The organism is Hungatella hominis, from assembly GCF_014288005.1.
Taxonomy (GTDB): domain Bacteria; phylum Bacillota; class Clostridia; order Lachnospirales; family Lachnospiraceae; genus Hungatella; species Hungatella effluvii.
Genome location: NZ_JACOPB010000001.1, coordinates 99,132 through 116,679 on the forward strand (window position 1 = coordinate 99,132; position 17,548 = coordinate 116,679).

General features: G+C 50.8%; 16 protein-coding genes. 13 read left to right on the forward strand and 3 right to left on the reverse strand.

Translation table 11 applies throughout. The annotated features are described in order from the left end of the window. The first annotated feature begins 17 nt into the window (after nucleotides 1-17). The 9 genes from H8S75_RS00455 to H8S75_RS00495 all read left to right on the forward strand — a co-directional run bounded on the left by H8S75_RS00455 (nucleotide 18) and on the right by H8S75_RS00495 (nucleotide 11,041). Nucleotides 18-1,454 carry a 6-phospho-beta-glucosidase gene (locus H8S75_RS00455; RefSeq protein ID WP_187018471.1) on the forward strand — a complete coding sequence of 479 codons (1,437 nt, stop codon included), beginning with the start codon at nucleotides 18-20 and terminating at the stop codon, nucleotides 1,452-1,454. Between the two features lie 138 nt (nucleotides 1,455-1,592). Continuing rightward, complete coding sequence (locus H8S75_RS00460; RefSeq protein ID WP_187018473.1) at nucleotides 1,593-1,748, forward strand: hypothetical protein; 156 nt, start codon at nucleotides 1,593-1,595, stop codon at nucleotides 1,746-1,748. Between the two features lie 86 nt (nucleotides 1,749-1,834). Further along, nucleotides 1,835-4,948, forward strand: coding sequence for an isoleucine--tRNA ligase (gene ileS / locus H8S75_RS00465; protein ID WP_187018474.1), 3,114 nt, complete (start codon nucleotides 1,835-1,837; stop codon nucleotides 4,946-4,948). Between the two features lie 53 nt (nucleotides 4,949-5,001). Beyond that, on the forward strand, nucleotides 5,002-7,467 hold the full coding sequence (locus tag H8S75_RS00470) for a glycogen/starch/alpha-glucan phosphorylase (protein ID WP_187018476.1): 2,466 nt from the start codon (nucleotides 5,002-5,004) through the stop codon (nucleotides 7,465-7,467). 4 nt (nucleotides 7,468-7,471) lie between these two features. Further along, nucleotides 7,472-7,903, forward strand: a complete 432-nt coding sequence (locus tag H8S75_RS32525; protein WP_187018478.1) for a rod shape-determining protein — start codon at nucleotides 7,472-7,474, stop codon at nucleotides 7,901-7,903. Between the two features lie 31 nt (nucleotides 7,904-7,934). Then, nucleotides 7,935-8,855 (forward strand): SpoIID/LytB domain-containing protein, encoded by a 921-nt coding sequence (locus H8S75_RS00480; protein WP_002602937.1) that lies wholly within the window; start codon nucleotides 7,935-7,937, stop codon nucleotides 8,853-8,855. A gap of 40 nt (nucleotides 8,856-8,895) precedes the next feature. After that, nucleotides 8,896-9,663: a peptidoglycan DD-metalloendopeptidase family protein gene (locus H8S75_RS00485; RefSeq protein ID WP_187018479.1), complete on the forward strand. Its 768-nt coding sequence runs from the start codon at nucleotides 8,896-8,898 to the stop codon at nucleotides 9,661-9,663. Nucleotides 9,664-9,835: 172 nt separating this feature from the next. Then, complete coding sequence (locus H8S75_RS00490) at nucleotides 9,836-10,432, forward strand: lactate utilization protein (protein WP_187018481.1); 597 nt, start codon at nucleotides 9,836-9,838, stop codon at nucleotides 10,430-10,432. Between the two features lie 144 nt (nucleotides 10,433-10,576). Then, nucleotides 10,577-11,041, forward strand: a complete 465-nt coding sequence (locus tag H8S75_RS00495) for a CBS domain-containing protein (RefSeq protein ID WP_187018483.1) — start codon at nucleotides 10,577-10,579, stop codon at nucleotides 11,039-11,041. 115 nt (nucleotides 11,042-11,156) lie between these two features. Here H8S75_RS00495 and H8S75_RS00500 read toward each other — a convergent pair whose 3' ends face one another. The 3 genes from H8S75_RS00500 to H8S75_RS00510 all read right to left on the reverse strand — a co-directional run bounded on the left by H8S75_RS00500 (nucleotide 11,157) and on the right by H8S75_RS00510 (nucleotide 13,939). Beyond that, on the reverse strand, nucleotides 11,157-12,533 hold the full coding sequence (locus H8S75_RS00500) for a bifunctional diguanylate cyclase/phosphodiesterase (protein WP_187018484.1): 1,377 nt from the start codon (nucleotides 12,531-12,533) through the stop codon (nucleotides 11,157-11,159). 88 nt (nucleotides 12,534-12,621) lie between these two features. Continuing rightward, nucleotides 12,622-13,383: a sulfite exporter TauE/SafE family protein gene (locus tag H8S75_RS00505; protein WP_187018486.1), complete on the reverse strand. Its 762-nt coding sequence runs from the start codon at nucleotides 13,381-13,383 to the stop codon at nucleotides 12,622-12,624. Nucleotides 13,384-13,513: 130 nt separating this feature from the next. Next, entirely contained in the window at nucleotides 13,514-13,939 is a 426-nt protein-coding gene (locus H8S75_RS00510) for a MarR family winged helix-turn-helix transcriptional regulator (protein ID WP_187018488.1), read from the reverse strand. Nucleotides 13,940-14,277: 338 nt separating this feature from the next. On the opposite strand from H8S75_RS00510, the gene H8S75_RS00515 reads away from it, so the two are divergent. The 4 genes from H8S75_RS00515 to H8S75_RS00530 are packed head-to-tail and all read left to right on the forward strand — an operon-like array spanning nucleotide 14,278 to nucleotide 17,545. Further along, complete coding sequence (locus H8S75_RS00515) at nucleotides 14,278-15,612, forward strand: FAD-dependent oxidoreductase (protein WP_187018489.1); 1,335 nt, start codon at nucleotides 14,278-14,280, stop codon at nucleotides 15,610-15,612. Nucleotides 15,613-15,651: 39 nt separating this feature from the next. Next, nucleotides 15,652-16,671 (forward strand): spore coat associated protein CotJA, encoded by a 1,020-nt coding sequence (locus H8S75_RS32530; RefSeq protein ID WP_243270139.1) that lies wholly within the window; start codon nucleotides 15,652-15,654, stop codon nucleotides 16,669-16,671. Next, entirely contained in the window at nucleotides 16,671-16,937 is a 267-nt protein-coding gene (locus tag H8S75_RS00525) for a spore coat protein CotJB (protein ID WP_187018491.1), read from the forward strand. Before H8S75_RS32530 ends, H8S75_RS00525 begins: the two co-directional genes overlap by 1 nt. Then, on the forward strand, nucleotides 16,937-17,545 hold the full coding sequence (locus H8S75_RS00530; protein ID WP_187018493.1) for a manganese catalase family protein: 609 nt from the start codon (nucleotides 16,937-16,939) through the stop codon (nucleotides 17,543-17,545). The genes H8S75_RS00525 and H8S75_RS00530 overlap by 1 nt, the downstream gene beginning before the upstream one ends. Nucleotides 17,546-17,548: the final 3 nt, after the last annotated feature.

Here is a 17,548-nt window from a genome sequence, read left to right on the forward strand (position 1 = left end):
GGAAAGGAGATCAGAAAATGGGACTGAGTAAAGATTTCCTCTGGGGAGGCGCCACTGCTGCAAACCAGTGCGAGGGCGGCTGGCAGGAGGACGGAAGAGGACTCTCCAATGTGGACGTGTGCCCGGCAGGACCGGACCGTGAAGCAGTGATACGGGGAGAGCAAGTATCGCTTGTCTGCGACGGGGAGCACCGATATCCCTCTCACGAGGCCATTGACATGTTTCACCATTTCCGGGAGGACATACGCCTCTTCGGCGAGATGGGCTTTAAAGTCTACCGCATGAGCATTGCATGGACGAGGATATTTCCCGGAGGGGAGGAAGAGGAGCCAAACGAGGCGGGACTGCGGTTCTATGAGGAGGTGTTCCGGACGTGTCACGAATACGGCATTGAGCCGCTGGTGACCATCTGTCACTTCGACTGTCCGGTGTATTTAATCGAAAAGTACGGCGGATGGCGGAGCAGGGAAATGATCGGCTTCTATTTAAAACTCTGCCGCACGCTGTTTGTCCGCTACCGGGAGCTGGTGCGGTACTGGCTGACCTTTAACGAGATCAATATGATTCTGCACGCTCCATTCCTGGGCGCGGGACTTCTGTTTCAGGACGGGGACGAGAGGGAAAAACTGAAATACCAGGCCGCTCATCATGAACTGATTGCCAGCGCCCTGGCGGTGCAGATGGCACACGAAATCAATCCGGAGAACAGAGTCGGCTGTATGTTTGCGGCGGGGAGCGTCTATCCGTACAGCTGCAGGCCGGAGGACGTGTGGGAAGCACTGAAAAAGGACCGCGAGAACTATTTTTTCGTCGATGTGCAGGCCAGAGGGGAGTATCCGGCCTATGCAGGGAAAGCGCTTGAGCGGGAGGGCCTTATGCCTGTGATGGAAGACGAGGACGAGAGGATATTGAAGAAGGGAACGGTGGACTTTATCTCCTTTTCCTATTATAACAGCCGCTGTGTCTCTACGGCAGACAGCGTGGAATCGGCGGAGGGCAATCTGTTTGCCTCTGCGAAAAATCCGTATCTGACGTACAGCGAATGGGGCTGGCCCATCGATCCCCTGGGACTTCGGATTACCTTAAACCAGATCTATGACAGGTATGAGAAACCGCTGTTTATCGTGGAAAATGGGCTGGGAGCACAGGATTTTCCCGACGAAAACGGAAACGTTGCAGACGACTGCCGGATCGATTATTTAAAGCGGCATATATGCGCCATGATGGATGCCGCAGAACTGGACGGCGTGGATTTACTCGGCTACACGGCGTGGGCGCCCATCGATTTGGTGAGCGCAGGCAGCGGACATATGAAGAAGCGATACGGCTTCATCCATGTGGATCTGGACGACGAAGGCAATGGAACGGGAAAGAGGATGAGGAAGAAGTCGTTCGGATGGTATCAAAAAGTAATAGGGACCAATGGGGAGTGGGCCCGTTACGGGGCAGAATGACGAAAATACGCGACAGATGCCCGAAATTTCGTCTTTTACTTGACATTTCCTCCCATAATATCTATAATGAGAGGACATATAAGGCATAACCTGCCATTATATTATAGGAAGAAAGACGATGAAAGAGACAGTAGGACCGTGGGAAATCCAAAGCGAGCCGGGGAGGGTGAAAGCCTGGTGAGAGTAGTCATGGGAACGAACATCACTCTGGAGTCTCCGGCTGAAAGCTGTATAAGCGGTAAGCCAGGACGTGGTTCCTACGTTACAGGGAACGCATATGTCAGTATGCTGTAATAGGTGGTTTAGCGAAGCACGGCCTTCGTCCTGATTACGGGACGAAGGCCTTCTTTTTTTACTATTTATAAAGGAGGTCAAAAGAGATGTATAACAAAGTTCCTACAGATTTAAATTTTGTAGCGAGAGAAAAAGAAGTTGAAAAATTCTGGGAAGATCACGAGATTTTCCAGAAGAGCATCGATAACAGAAAAAAGGCTGAAACCTATACCTTCTATGACGGCCCTCCAACCGCCAACGGAAAACCTCATATCGGCCATGTCCTTACCCGTGTTATCAAGGATATGATCCCGAGATACCGTACCATGAAGGGATGCGACGTGCCGAGAAAGGCCGGATGGGATACCCACGGACTTCCAGTCGAACTGGAAGTGGAGAAGATGCTGGGGCTGGACGGCAAGGAGCAGATCGAGGAATATGGTCTCGAGCCATTTATCAAGCACTGCAAGGAAAGCGTATGGAAGTACAAGGGCATGTGGGAGGATTTCTCCAAGACCGTCGGCTTCTGGGCTGATATGGATGATCCGTATGTTACCTATGAGAACTACTATATCGAGTCCGAGTGGTGGGCTCTTAAGCAGATCTGGGAAAAGGGCCTGTTATACAAAGGCTTTAAGATCGTTCCCTACTGTCCGCGCTGCGGAACGCCGCTGTCCAGCCACGAGGTGGCACAGGGCTACAAGGATGTGAAAGAACGCTCCGCTATCGCCAGATTCAAGGTGAAGGGCGAGGATGCTTATATACTGGCGTGGACGACCACACCGTGGACGCTTCCTTCCAACGTGGCGCTCTGTGTGAACCCTGACGAGTCCTATGTGAAGGTGAAAAACGGAGAATATACGTATTATCTTGCGGAAGCTTTGTGTGATACGGTTCTGAATAGTGAATACACTGTACTGGAGCGCTGCACCGGAAAGGATCTGGAGTTCAAGGAGTACGAACCGCTGTTTGATTTCGTGCATCCGGCGAAGAAGGCCTTCTATGTGACCTGCGATACGTACGTAACGCTGACAGACGGTACCGGAGTCGTTCATATCGCTCCGGCATTCGGTGAAGATGACTCCAAGGTTGGTAAGAAATACGATCTTCCTTTCGTTCAGCTGGTGGATTCCAAGGGCGAGATGACGAAGGAGACGAAATGGGCGGGCACCTTCTGTAAGAAGGCCGATCCGCTGGTTTTAAAGGATCTGGAAGAGCGGGGCTTACTGTTCTCCGCACCGGTATTTGAGCACAGCTATCCGCATTGCTGGAGATGTGACACGCCTCTCATCTATTATGCGAGAGAATCCTGGTTCATCAAGATGACCGAGGTGAAGGAAGACTTAATCCGCAACAACAACACCATCAACTGGATCCCGGAGAGCATCGGTAAGGGACGCTTCGGCGACTGGCTGGAGAATGTTCAGGACTGGGGCATCAGCCGGAACCGTTACTGGGGCACTCCTTTAAACGTATGGGAGTGTGAGTGCGGCCATCAGCATTCTATCGGAAGCATCGAGGAATTAAAGTCCATGTCTCCTGACTGCCCCGAGACAATCGAACTTCACCGCCCATACATCGACGCGGTGACCATCACCTGCCCGAAGTGCGGGAAGCAGATGAAGAGAGTTCCGGAGGTAATCGACTGCTGGTTTGATTCCGGTTCCATGCCATTTGCGCAGCACCACTATCCATTTGAGAATAAAGAGCTGTTTGAGCAGCAGTTCCCGGCGGATTTCATCTCCGAGGCTGTGGATCAGACGAGAGGCTGGTTCTATTCTCTGCTGGCTATCTCGACCCTGATCTTTAACAAGGCGCCATATAAGAACGTTATCGTTCTGGGCCACGTGCAGGATGAGAATGGACAGAAGATGTCGAAGTCCAAGGGCAACGCGGTTGATCCGTTCCAGGCTCTGGATGAATTCGGCGCAGACGCCATCCGCTGGTATTTCTATATCAACAGCGCGCCGTGGCTGCCGAACCGTTTCCATGGCAAGGCCGTCATGGAAGGCCAGCGCAAGTTCATGGGTACTTTATGGAATACGTACGCTTTCTTTGTTCTCTATGCAAATATTGACGAATTTGATGCAACAAAATACAAACTGGAATACGATAAGCTTCCGGTTATGGATAAATGGCTTCTGTCGAAGTTAAATACTTTAATCAAGACCGTGGACACCAATCTGGGCAATTACCAGATCCCGGAGGCGGCCAGAGCACTTCAGGAGTTTGTGGATGACATGAGCAACTGGTATGTGAGAAGAAGCCGTGAGCGTTTCTGGGCAAAGGGCATGGAACAGGATAAGATCAATGCCTATATGACCCTTTACACCGCGCTTGTGACCGTCAGCAAGGTGGCTGCGCCGCTGATTCCGTTTATGACGGAGCAGATCTACCAGAACCTGGTGTGCAATATCGATAAGACGGCGCCTGAGAGCATCCATTTATGCGATTATCCAGAAGCGGATGAATCCTGCATCGATGAGAAGCTGGAAGACAACATGGACGAGGTCTTAAAGATCGTAGTCATGGGCCGTGCGGCCAGAAATACGGCGAATATCAAGAACCGCCAGCCGATCGGCCGGATGTTCGTGAAGGCGCCTCATGAGCTCTCCGTATTCTATCAGGAGATCATCGAGGAAGAGCTGAATGTAAAGACAGTTGTCTTTACAGACGATGTCCGCGATTTTACCAGCTACAGCTTTAAGCCGCAGTTAAAGACTGTCGGACCGAAATATGGAAAACAGTTAAACAACATCAGAAAGGCCCTTTCCGAGGTGGACGGCAACACCGCCATGGATACTTTGAATGAAAAGGGCGCCCTCACGTTCGACTTTGACGGCAGTGAGGTGGTTCTGACGAAGGAAGATTTACTGATTGATACGGCTCAGATGGAGGGCTACGTATCGGAAGGTGATAATACCGTTACGGTTGTGCTTGACACGAACCTGACACCAAAACTGATCGAGGAAGGCTTTGTCCGCGAGTTGATCAGCAAGATTCAGACGATGCGTAAGGAAGCCGGTTTTGAGGTTATGGACCATATCCTCATCACCAGCGAAGGCAATGAGAAGATTGCCGGAATCTTTGGCGCACACGGCGAAGAAATAAAGAGCGAGGTCCTCGCAGAGGGCATCACACCGGGTAAGGCAGCGGGATATACGAAGGAATGGAACATCAATGGTGAGAATGTCACTCTGGGCGTTGAAAAAGTTCAGTAATATGAAGCGAGGATTCTCTTCAGATGGAAATAACCAATAGGAGGTCATTCACAATGAGTATGGGATTTGATAAAGAAACCTTTAAGAAAAGCGTTATTTATAACGTAAAAAACGTATTCCGCAAGACGATCGATGAGGCTACTCCGGAGCAGGCGTTTCAGGCAGTTGCCTACGCGGTAAAGGATGTCATCATCGATGAGTGGATTGCAACCCACAAGGAGTATGAGAAGCAGGATGCGAAAACCCTGTACTATCTCTCCATGGAGTTTTTAATGGGCCGTGCCCTTGGAAACAATATCATCAATATCATGGCGCTGCCGGAAGTGAAGGAAGTTTTGGACGAACTCGGCTTCGATTTAAACGCCATCGAGGATCAGGAGCCGGATCCGGCTCTCGGAAACGGCGGCCTTGGCCGTCTTGCCGCCTGCTTCTTAGATTCCCTGGCGACGCTGGGCTATCCGGCATACGGCTGCGGCATCCGTTACCGTTACGGTATGTTCAAGCAGAAGATTGAAAACGGATATCAGATGGAAGTTCCGGATGACTGGTTAAAGAACGGCTATCCGTTCGAGGTACGCCGCGCCGAGTATGCGACGGAGGTAAAATTCGGCGGTTACGTGAGAACTGTCTGGGAGGACGGCAGAGAGCATTTCGTTCAGGAGGGATATCAGTCCGTCCGCGCCGTTCCCTACGACATGCCGATCGTCGGCTATGGCAACAATGTGGTGAATACGCTGCGAATCTGGGATGCGGAGGCAATCAATACCTTCAGTCTGGATTCCTTCGACAAGGGAGACTACCAGAAGGCAGTGGAGCAGGAAAACTTGGCGAAAACCATTGTCGAGGTTCTGTATCCCAACGACAACCACTACGCTGGAAAGGAACTGCGTTTAAAACAGCAGTACTTCTTCATATCCGCCAGCGTTCAGAGAGCGGTTAAGAAGTATATGGAAAAGCATGAGGATATCCATAAATTCTTCGAGAAGACAGTGTTCCAGTTAAATGATACCCATCCGACCGTGGCTGTGCCGGAATTAATGCGTATCCTGTTGGATGAGTTTAACCTGACCTGGGATGAGGCATGGGCTGTGACGACGAAGACGTGTGCCTACACGAATCACACCATCATGTCCGAGGCTCTGGAAAAATGGCCGATCGAACTGTTTTCCAGACTGCTGCCGAGAATCTACCAGATCGTGGAGGAGATCAACCGCCGCTTTGTGGAGCAGATCCAGCAGATGTATCCGGGCAACCAGGATAAGATCCGCAAGATGGCCATCATTTACGACGGCCAGGTGCGCATGGCCAACTTAGCCATCGTCGGCGGATTCTCTGTCAACGGCGTTGCAAGGCTGCACACCGAGATATTAAAGAAGGAAGAGCTGCGTGACTTCTATGAGATGATGCCGCAGAAATTCAATAATAAGACCAACGGCATCACACAGAGGCGCTTCCTGCTTCACGGCAACCCGCTGTTAGCCGAATGGGTGACTGGAAAGATCGGAAGCGAATGGATCACAAACCTGCCTCATATCCACCGTCTGGCGGTATACGCGGATGATCCGAAGTGCCAGCAGGAGTTCATGGACATCAAGTACCAGAACAAGGTCCGTCTGGCCAAATACATCAAGGAACACAACGGAATCGACGTGGACCCGCGTTCGATCTTCGATGTTCAGGTAAAGCGTCTTCACGAGTATAAGCGCCAGCTGATGAATATTCTTCACGTGATCTATTTATACAACCAGCTGAAGGATAATCCCAACCTGGATATGATTCCGAGAACCTTTATCTTCGGCGCCAAGGCGGCGGCCGGATATAAGAGGGCGAAGCTGACCATTAAGCTGATCAATTCCGTGGCAGATGTAATCAATAACGACAAATCCATCGACGGAAAGATCAAGGTGGTGTTCATCGAGGACTATAAGGTATCCAACGCGGAGATTATTTTCGCGGCGGCCGATGTCAGCGAGCAGATTTCCACGGCCAGCAAGGAAGCATCCGGTACCGGAAATATGAAGTTTATGTTAAACGGTGCGCTGACGCTGGGAACTATGGACGGCGCCAATGTGGAGATCGTGGAAGAGGTTGGAGCCGAGAATGCCTTTATCTTCGGTATGACCTCCGACGAGGTGATCGGCTACGAGAACAAGGGCGGATATAATCCGATGGAGATTTTTAACAATAATTACCAGATCCGCCGCGTCCTGATGCAGCTGATCAACGGCTACTTCGCTCCGCAGGATCCGGAGCTGTTCCGTGACATTTATAATTCTCTGCTGAATACGCAGAGCAGCGACCGTGCAGATACGTACTTCATCTTAAAGGACTTCCCGTCCTACGCGGAAGCACAGCAGAGGATCGATCAGGCTTACCGCAATGAGACCTGGTGGGCAAAAGCGGCTATTCTGAATGTGGCCTGCAGCGGTAAATTCACCTCAGACCGTACGATCGAGGAGTATGTAAATGACATTTGGCATCTGGAAAAGGTGAAGGTAGAAATAGAAGCAAATCAGTAAAGCAGTGCAGAATAAGCGTTTAAGAGAATTACGGTGGGAAAATGCAGCGAGAAGCGCCGTCGGCAGGACGGAACAGCGGGCGGCATTTTCCCACCGTTCTGTTTTTGAGTGCTGCCTGCGGCGGGGATTTGAACCGTCGAAAATAACGATTTACGTGAAAAACAGCGGTATTGTGCTGGAGGAATCGTCCATGGCTCTTGTAAACAGGGACACCGGCCTGATTATAGCCATGGGAAATGAGGCGGAGGAGGCTATGGATGCTCCGCCGACTCCTGCTGTCCTTTTACCAGGCCGGGGCGAAAACGGTGTATCTCAGCAGTCTGCCTTTGGAAACTGCCGTAATCTCTCTGGGGGAACAGTGCTCCGTGTTCGTGGGAATTACGTGGAGTGGGAAGGAAAAGGAACGTTTCTGCATAAACGAGAATTGTCCGCATAGAATTTTTTAAAGGAACTTGCGGAGGTTTTTGGTGGCAAAAAAAGTTGTAATGATATGCGTCATGGCATTGCTGCTTCCATATATAATAACCCTGGCATGGACAGGCAGAATCGAGGAAAAGAAGCAGGTACCGCTCATTACCAGCGGAAAAAAGGTGATTCTGGACCGGAAAAACGGGGAATCCTATATGGACGTGGAAGAGTATCTGCCCGGAGTCGTGGCGAAGCAGATTCCGGCGGAGTATGGGAAGGAAGCGCTGCGGGCGCAGGCTGTGATCGCCAGGACGTTTATTTACCAGAAGATGAACGGTCAGGACGAGGTGAAGGAATCGGAGCTTCATATGGAATATCTGGAGGAGAAGCAGATGGAGGCCATGTGGGGAAGCGAGTCATTTGTGACGTATTTTCAGGCGGTGGAAGAGGCCGTGCGCTCGACGGCGGGCGAGGTGATCACCTATGACGGCAAGCTCATTGAGCCGCTGTTTCACCGCGCCAGCACCGGGATGACGAGAACCGGAGATGAGAGCCATCCGTATTTGCAGGCGGTGGCCAGCAAACGCGATGTGGAGGCAGAAGGCTACCTGACCATGATGACCTGGAGCAAGGAAGATTTTGCCGGCAGGATTAATCAGATCGCCGACAGCGTGCCTGTTGATGCAGGCCAGCTTCCTCAGTCCATTCAGATCATCGTCCGCGACGACGGCGGTTACGTGGGACAGATTCAAATCGGTACAAAGGTGTATACAGGAGAGGAGGTCCAGTATGCGCTGGGGCTGCCGTCTCCGTCTTATACGCTGGAGGAGTACGACGGCGGAATCCGGGCGGTCTGTCAGGGCGTGGGCCACGGTTACGGTCTCAGCCAGTACGGGGCGAAGTGCATGGCGGAGGAGGGAAAGACCGCGGAAGAGATTCTTGGATTTTTTTATAAAAATATTGTTCTGATTTCTGAATAACTCTTTCTCCTTTGGTAAGAATATTACCGAGGTGATAAACGTGAAAGAGAAAATGAGTCAATTGTTCAAGGATAAAGTATTCCTTGTCCTGTTGGTTTTAGGCCTGCTGACTATAGTTGCTGCGGCAGGAGTCATTACCATTCAAAGAGGAAACAATGACGGCCAGAGTCCATATCTTGAAGTTCCGGACCAGAAGGGTGTCATTGCAGAAGAGACGATACCACAGGAAAACCAGGTAGCAGTTGCCGGTGATTCCAACGCTGAGCAGAATCTGGATGCGGATACACAGGTTGCTGATTCCGCCAAGGCTACAGCGAAAGCAGAGACAGAAGCTAAAAACCCGGCGGTTAAGGCCGGAGCGGAAAAGGAGGCAGCCGCAGCGCTTGTCCTCAATTTTAACGATGCAACAAAGATGGCATGGCCGGTATCAGGAAATGTCATTCTGGATTACAGCATGGAGTCCACCATCTATTTCCCGACTCTTGATCAGTATAAATGTAATCCGGGCATCGTCATTCAGGGCGCCGTGAGCACACCGGTCGTAGCACCTGCAAACGCAAAAATCCAGGAGATCGGTTCTAATGAAGAACTGGGTAATTACGTCATTCTTAATATGGGAAATGACTATACGGCTGTCTGCGGCCAGTTAAAGGAACTGCAGGTAGTGGAAAATGAATATGTCGCTCAGGGCGACGTTCTGGGCTATGTGGCCGAACCTACGAAATATTATTCAATTGAAGGCGCGAACTTATACTTCGAGCTGGAGCACGAGAATCAGCCGGTAGATCCGCTGGATTACATGCAGTGAGAGCGTGCGGACCGGACTGTACCATACGGTGAAGAAAAGAAGGCAGGGCAGAAGGCTTATTGAAGTTTTCTGTTCTGTTTTTTTGTGTAAATGGAGATGGGGATGTGGTATAATATAAATGAGGTTTGTGAGCGGTATTTTTATGTGTGGCCGTCAGGAAAGGAGAAAAATAATGAATTACGATATACTGAAGAAGAATTTTGAAAAGCATGGATTTCATACGTCATATTTCGAGACAGGGGAGGAAGCGGCTTCCTACATAAAAGAGATGGTGAAGGGGAAGGCGGTGGCGCTGGGAGGCAGTGTGACGCTGCAGGAGATAAAACTGAATGAGATTCTGGAGGGGGAGTGTGCGCTGACCTGGCACTGGCTGGAACCAGGGGCAGAGACGCTTAAGAAGGCGAAGCAGGCAGAGGTCTATATCTGCAGTGCCAACGGGGTATCCGAGACCGGAGAGATAGTCAATATCGACGGGACCGGCAACCGTGTTTCCATGACGATCTACGGGCCTCAGAAGGTGTACTATCTGGTAGGCAGAAATAAGATTTCGCCCGATATGCACAGTGCACTCTTGCGTGCAAAGAACGTGGCGGCGCCGAAAAATGCGCTGCGTCTGAACCGGAAGACGCCCTGTGCGGCGAATGGAGGGGACCGCTGCTACGACTGCGACAGTCCGGAACGCATCTGCAGAGCAACCGTCATCCAGGATCGCCCCTGTAACGGTATGGAGGCAGAAGTCGTGTTTATCAACGAGGATCTGGGCTACTAAAAGTAACAGTTCAGCCCTCGCTTCTGGCTGTCGCGGTCTGAACTGTTACTACTAAAATGTTATAAAAAAATAATAATTTGTTCATATGTGAACTAAGGTAATATGCTATAATAAAGACGAAAATAATGTGACGGGAGTGCGGCTATGAACATATTGTTTTTTTTAACACCAAAGTGTGAAGTAGCATATATTTATGAGGACGAGACTCTGCGGCAGGCCCTTGAGAAGATGGAGTATCACAAGTACTCCGCGGTACCGATTATCAGCAGAACGGGAAGATACATTGGAACCATCACAGAGGGCGATATGCTCTGGGGAATCAAGAATAAGTTTAATTTAAGCTTAAAGGAGGCCGAGCGCGTAACCGTGGCGGCGATCGACCGGAGACTGGACAACCGTCCGGTATATGCAAACTCCAACATGGAAGATTTAATCGACAAGGCGCTGAACCAGAACTTTGTTCCGGTGGTAGATGACCAGAAGAACTTCATCGGAATCATCACCAGAAAGGATATTATTCGCTATTACTACGATAAGTCCCAGGAATGCAGTCAGGCGGCACAGGCCTGTCGGAACGCGGGAGATAAGGCACGGCTGGTGCTGGGATAGGAATTGTGAAAAGAAATCACGGATAGGAAGCAAGGATTTGTTTAAAACGCCTGTCGGCGGGAACGGTTACTTCTGTAACTGGTGTTTCCCGGCGGCAGGCGTTTTTTTGTTGTGTTTATGCTCTTGTCATTTTTTCTTTCTCTTCGTTTAGCAGAGAGATGGAGTCGGCAAAGGTATTGTCGATCACTTTAAGCAGCGTGTCCTGCTCCAGAGTCGGGGAGTAGTAAAAACCCTGCTGGTAGTCGCATCCTGCGTTCGTCAGGATATTTACCTGATTCTCGGTTTCCACACCTTCTGCGATGATATTTAAATCCAGGTCCTTGGCGATGTGGATCAGTCCCTCGATCACGCAGCGTGACTTCGGGTTCGTCTCCAGCTGCCATACGAATAAACGCTCCAGCTTCAGCGTGTTGACCGGAAGCTCCAGGATTGTGGCTACGCCGGAATATCCGGAACCGAATTCGTTTAACACCAGCTCTACGCCCATGTCGGACAGTTCCTGCAGCATGATGTTAATGTTTAAGTATGCTGTGGTCAGGGCGCTTTCCTGGATCTCGATGGCAAGCTTGCCTTTGGGGATCTGGTAAGTATCGATGACGCGTCTGACCTCATCCAGAAAATCTTCCTGCAAAAAGAGGATAGAAGATATCGGGAGAGCGATGGAATCGAATTCCCTGCCGGCCTCGGTGAGCTTTGCGATACATTGGCCCACTTTATCCAGGGCGAAATATTCGAGGGAGCGGATCTGGCCGGAGTCTTCAGCGATCGGAAGAACCTCGCTGGCTCCAATGAGTCCCAGCCCCTTGATGAAGATGCGCATATAAAACTCTGCGCGGCTGAACTTTCCGGTTTCCATATTAAGTGTAGGGCGGTAACGGACCTCAATCTCTTCTTTTTCAATGGCGGTCTTTAAGTATAACGCGATGGTATGGCGGCGAAGCAGCTGCTTCTGAAGCGTACTGTCGAACATAATGGCCTGGTTCGGTCCGCCTTCTTCTGCTCTTAAGACTGCCAGGTCGAGACATTTTAACAGCTCGTCCGGTATCGCAGCGTGTCCCGGATAGGAACACATACCCATCTGAACGGAACAGAGGCAGTCCGTTCCGTTCACTTTCCAGGCGTGATCAAACTGTTCGGCGATCTCTTCTGCAAGATCGGATGCCTGTCCCTGTGAATACTGGTCGAGGATTATGATGTATTCCACGCCGATGTAGTGATAAACAGGTTTTCCTGTCTTTTCTTTTAAATAGGCCAGAATCTGGCTTAAAAGGTTCTCACAGTAATCGTAACCGAATACCTGATTTAATCGCTTGAAATTCTCTATGTATACTTTTAATACAACTCCACGGTCTGAGGGTGTATCCATGACTTCCGACAGGTGCCGGTAGCATGCGTCACGTTCCAACTTGCTTTCTTCCGCCCTTTCAGTGATCACGGGCTCGGATTCTACCGGTGACGGAGTGGGGATTGTCTTCTTTTGAAACCAACTCATGTGGTCTGCCTCCTGTTTTTGCAATTATTAACTTTATTGTAGTATAAAACAGGCGTGAAATCAAGGAAGATTTCGGTAAATATTGAACCTACTTTACGAGAAGCATGACAGCTCCCAGCAGAAACAGAATCACGCCGGTCAACCGGTTTAAAAGTTTCGGATCTGCTTTGTTTGCGAAAACGGCGGCGATTCGGGCAAACAGGAAGGTAAACACGATACAGAGTACAAGCAGGAACAGATCCGGCATGCCGCCGATGGCAAAATGGGAGAGGGAGCCGGTCAAAGCCGTGAACGTCATGATAAATACGCTGGTTCCGACAGCGGTCTTTAATTCATATCCCAGTACGCTTGTCAGTAGCAGAAGCATCATCATACCGCCGCCTGCGCCGATAAATCCACAGATGAAACCGACCACAATGCCGCTCAGTATGGACTGGATCAGCTTTTGCCTTATGGTCTTGGATTCCTGTGCGTCTTTGGTTGTGAGGACCGGTCTCACTATGAATTTAATGCCCAGAAGCATGGTGAGGAAGACGGATGCGTTCCCCATGGCGTGATTGGGAACCAGGGATGAGATGTAGCTTCCAATCAGGGTGAAGATTAAGACAGCGGCCATCATCACGATACCGTTTCGAATATCGAGGTTTTTGTGTTTTCCGTAGGTGTAGGCCGATACGGCGCTGGCGAGAACATCGCTGGCCAGAGCGATGCCGATCGCCTGATAAGCAGGGACTCCTAAAAATGTGATGAGCATGGGGCTGATGACGGCCGCCGCGCTCATTCCGGCAAAGCCTGTGCCGAAGCCGGCTCCGAGGCCTGCAAACAGACATACAATGATTTTTACTAACATGGTAAGACCTTCTTTTCTCTTGTTTTCTTGTTTATTCCCGCGGGCAACGAGCTATGTGCGATGGAGGCATGAGCTTTTGGCGACTGCTGTGAGGGGGTAAATACTCTGTTGCTTGCTGCGGGGGAGTTGATTACGTTTGTTTTAGATTATCCATCATCCGTTTTAATAGATCCGAGAACATATGCCGTTCTTCCTCTGAAATCCCGCGGTTCAGCCGTTCGAAGAAATCTTCCTGTGTCCGTTTTAAATCCCGGGCGACAGGGGCGGCGGCATCTGTCAGCTTTAAATGAATTTTTCTGCGGTCGGCGGTGTCCTCGTGACTCTCTAAGTATCCCAGACCCGTCAGCGACTCCACGGAAGCGGATACCCCTGATTTCGCCAGCATGCGGAAATAAGAGATGTCCTTTGCTGTGTCGTAATCCGGATTATTGTAGAGAAACAGAATGATGTCGGCATCCATCAGCGATAAATGGTGCCGTGCGGCCGCGGTCTGAATGACCTGATTGTAAATCTTGTGAAAGGTCTTTGCTCCGGATAAAATATCGCGTGTCTCCATATGATTCACCTCTTTTTCTGTGGATTTCCGCGAGCAGCCAGCCGGGGGCCGGGCTTGTAAGAACGAGCATATGGCTGTTAGCATAGGTATATGGCTATTAGCATGGACATATGGCTGTTAGCTCGAGTATTTGGCGACTGCCGCGTGGGTCAAATACCCTGCCGCTTGGAACGGAGTATTTGACTGATAGAGTAACAGTTACAAATAGTTTTAAAATGAACTGTTCTTTTTAGAACTATATCAAAACGTTCTGGTTTTGTCAATAGAAATACCGGTGAAGAAGAAAAGGAAGAAGTAAATTTCAGGATATCGGGGAATGATAACCGTGAGGTGAAAATATGAAATCAATCTGGACACAGACAACGAAAATACCTGGAAGAAATCCGCTTCCCGGTAATAAGAAAACAGAGGTTGCAGTAATCGGAGCAGGACTCTTTGGTATTCTGGCGGCCCATTATCTGAAGGAACAGGGAAAAGAAGTGATTGTGCTGGAGGCCAACCGGATCGGAAGCGGCCAGTCGGGATATACGACCGCGAAGATTACATCCCAGCATAACCTCATTTACCAAAAGCTTGTAAACACCATGGGGGAGAAGCATGCCGCCGCTTACGCCATGGCGAACCAGCAGGCTATTCGGGATTATGAGAAGTTAATTGACAGATACCGCATTGCATGTCATTTTGAGAAGAAGGATGCCTATTTATTTTCGGTTAATGAGTCGGAAATTCTGAGGCAGGAGGCGGACTGTGCTGCACGATGCGGCATACCGGCTTCCTTTGTCCGGGAGACGGAGCTTCCGTTTCCGGTTCACGGGGCGGTGCGTTTTGCAGATCAGGCACAGTTTCACCCACTGGAGTTCATCGAAGCGCTCTCCGGGGATTTAACAGTCTATGAGCGGACGAATGTCCGTGAGGTGAAGGGGCATGAGATCATTACGAACAGAGGTGTGGTGAAGGCGGGTCACATTGTATTTGCGTGTCATTTTCCATTTGTAAATATACCGGGCTTTTACTTTCTGCGGATGTATCAGGAAAAGAGTTACGTGATGGCGCTGGGGCCTGTAAAGGAGCTGGAGGGAATGTATCTGGGGATTGATAAAAACTCCTATTCCTTCCGGAGCGCGGGGGATACGCTTCTTTTGGGCCATGGAAGCCATCGGACTGGAAAGTGTCCCAAAAAGAATCCTTACGAAGAGATGCGGCGGTTGAGAGAACATTTTTATCCGGACACGGAGGAATACGGAAGATGGTCGGCGGAAGACTGTATGAGTGTGGACAGTGTGCCTTACATCGGCCATTTCTCCGGCGTGCTTGCGGACTGGTACGTGGCAACGGGATTTGGAAAATGGGGCATGACAACGGCAATGGCCGCGGCCAGGATCGTGACAGCGCAGATTATGGGAAGAAGGACGCCGTACGACGAGGTATTTACTCCGCAGCGGTTCAGGCCAAAAGCGGCGGCGTCCACATTTCTTTCCCATGCCGGTTATTCTGCGGCCGGGCTTATGAGTGGCGCTATGCCAAAGGTTCCCCGGTGTCCTCATCTGGGCTGCAGGCTTGTATACAATCGGATGGACGGGCGCTACGAGTGCCCCTGCCACGGATCGCAATTTGAACAAAATGGAAAAATATGCGTTGGCCCTGCACAAGAAAGCCTTCCTTTCATAAATTGATATTAGAAACTTATCATATTGAAAGGAGTATTTCATCCTATGGATTGTTATACGAAACAAAGATGTCCTGGCTGCCAGGCGCCGCAGGGCGCTAAAGGACGTCAGGATGTTCCAATGGGCCCAGGCCCGGTGATACGCCCGGATCTTCCTCTGGGATCTGGCCCGGCCGTTCACCACGATTCGGCGACACAGCCGAATATGCCGATGGGGCCAGGACCGGCGATGCCGCCGGAGATGCCGATGGGGCGTGGAGGCGCAACTCAGCCCAATATGCCGATGGGGCGCGGGGGAGCGACGCAGCCGAATATGCCGATGGGCCCGGGGCCAGCAATGCCGCCGGAGATGCCAATGGGGCGTGGGCCGGTAATGCCGCCAGAAATGTCAATGGGGCGTGGAGGAGCGACACAGCCGAATATGCCGATGGGACCAGGACCGGCGATGCCGCCGAATATCCCGGCAGGATGTGGACCTAACATGCGTTCGGAGATGCCGATGGGACCAGGGCCGGCGATGCCGTCGAATATGCCAATGGGGCGTGGATCTGCAACGCAGCCGAATATGCCCATGGGACCAGGGCCGGCGATACAGCCGGAAATGCCAATGAGCCGCGGATCGATGATGCAGCCGGAGATATCAATGGGCCGTGGATCGATGGTGCAGCCGGAAATGCCGATGGGTCGTGGATCAATGATGCAGCCGGAAATGCCGATGGGTCGTGGATCAATGATGCAGCCGGAAATGCCGATGGGACGCGGATCGATGATGCAGCCGGAAATGCCGATGAGCCGTGGCGCAATGCCGCAGTCGAATGCACTGATGGACTCAGGTACGGTCGCTCGCCGGGAGGTAATGTCAGGCCGTGAATCAGCCGTTAGCCCAGAAATGCCGACGAATTCCGGTTCTATGAATTCATCCTGTGATATCGATCAGTTTCCAGTGGCTATGGCATACGTTCCGTGGCAGCGCTGGCAGCAGGTCTATCCGGTTGAAAAAGCAATGAGCAGAGGGACAATTTTCCCGGATCTGGATAAACCGTTTTCCATGGGGAGGTGCAGATAATGGCAAATACCGATATGAACTGCAGTGCTTTGCTTCAGGCAGTCTATGAGGCGAGCTTCGCTATGGACGATGTGATTCTCTATTTGGATACTCATCCCAGTGATCAGGATGCGCTGAATTACTACCAATATGTATCAGATTTACGGAAACAGGCAATGGATGCCTATGAGGCTCAGTGCGGCCCGCTGATGTTTGACGAAGTCCGGTCCGATAGTTACTGGACCTGGGTCAATAATCCGTGGCCTTGGGAAGGAGAGTGCGGCTGATGTGGAGATATGAAAAGAGATTACAGTATCCGGTAAATATTACTACACCGAATCCTAAGATGGCGACGTTTATTATGAGTCAGTATGGTGGACCAGATGGTGAAATGGGCGCTTCCATGCGCTACTTATCCCAGCGCTACGCCATGCCATATAAGGAGTGCAAGGGACTCCTCACGGATATCGGAACGGAGGAACTCGCTCACCTTGAGATTGTAGCGACGATTGTTCATCAGCTCACCAGGAACTTAACGCCGGAGCAGATTGTGGAATCTGGTTTTGGCCCTTATTACATTGATCACACCACGGGTATATGGCCGCAGGCCGCGGGCGGAATTCCGTTTAATGCCTGCGAGTTTCAGTCGAAAGGCGATCCGATCACCGATCTGGTAGAGGATATGGCGGCAGAACAAAAGGCCCGGAGCACCTATGATAACATTCTGCGTGTAGTGACGGATCCGGAGGTCTGTGACCCGATCCGTTACTTAAGGGAAAGAGAAGTGGTGCATTTCCAGAGATTCGGTGAGGCGCTGCGGATTACCCAGGATAATTTAGACAGTAAGAATTTTTATGCTTTTAATCCCAGCTTTGATGTAAAGAATAATTGCTGATAA

Excerpts from the sequence above, each read along its gene's own strand:
- H8S75_RS00530 (WP_187018493.1), top strand. The coding sequence starts at position 16,937 with ATGTGGAGATATGAAAAGAGATTACAGTATCCGGTAAATATTACTACA.
- H8S75_RS00495 (WP_187018483.1), top strand. The coding sequence starts at position 10,577 with ATGAACATATTGTTTTTTTTAACACCAAAGTGTGAAGTAGCATATATT.
- H8S75_RS00455 (WP_187018471.1), top strand. The coding sequence starts at position 18 with ATGGGACTGAGTAAAGATTTCCTCTGGGGAGGCGCCACTGCTGCAAAC.
- H8S75_RS00490 (WP_187018481.1), top strand. The coding sequence starts at position 9,836 with ATGAATTACGATATACTGAAGAAGAATTTTGAAAAGCATGGATTTCAT.
- H8S75_RS00500 (WP_187018484.1), bottom strand. The coding sequence starts at position 12,533 with ATGAGTTGGTTTCAAAAGAAGACAATCCCCACTCCGTCACCGGTAGAA.
- H8S75_RS00505 (WP_187018486.1), bottom strand. The coding sequence starts at position 13,383 with ATGTTAGTAAAAATCATTGTATGTCTGTTTGCAGGCCTCGGAGCCGGC.
- H8S75_RS00470 (WP_187018476.1), top strand. The coding sequence starts at position 5,002 with ATGAGTATGGGATTTGATAAAGAAACCTTTAAGAAAAGCGTTATTTAT.
- H8S75_RS00515 (WP_187018489.1), top strand. The coding sequence starts at position 14,278 with ATGAAATCAATCTGGACACAGACAACGAAAATACCTGGAAGAAATCCG.
- H8S75_RS32530 (WP_243270139.1), top strand. The coding sequence starts at position 15,652 with ATGGATTGTTATACGAAACAAAGATGTCCTGGCTGCCAGGCGCCGCAG.
- H8S75_RS00510 (WP_187018488.1), bottom strand. The coding sequence starts at position 13,939 with ATGGAGACACGCGATATTTTATCCGGAGCAAAGACCTTTCACAAGATT.
- ileS (WP_187018474.1), top strand. The coding sequence starts at position 1,835 with ATGTATAACAAAGTTCCTACAGATTTAAATTTTGTAGCGAGAGAAAAA.
- H8S75_RS00525 (WP_187018491.1), top strand. The coding sequence starts at position 16,671 with ATGGCAAATACCGATATGAACTGCAGTGCTTTGCTTCAGGCAGTCTAT.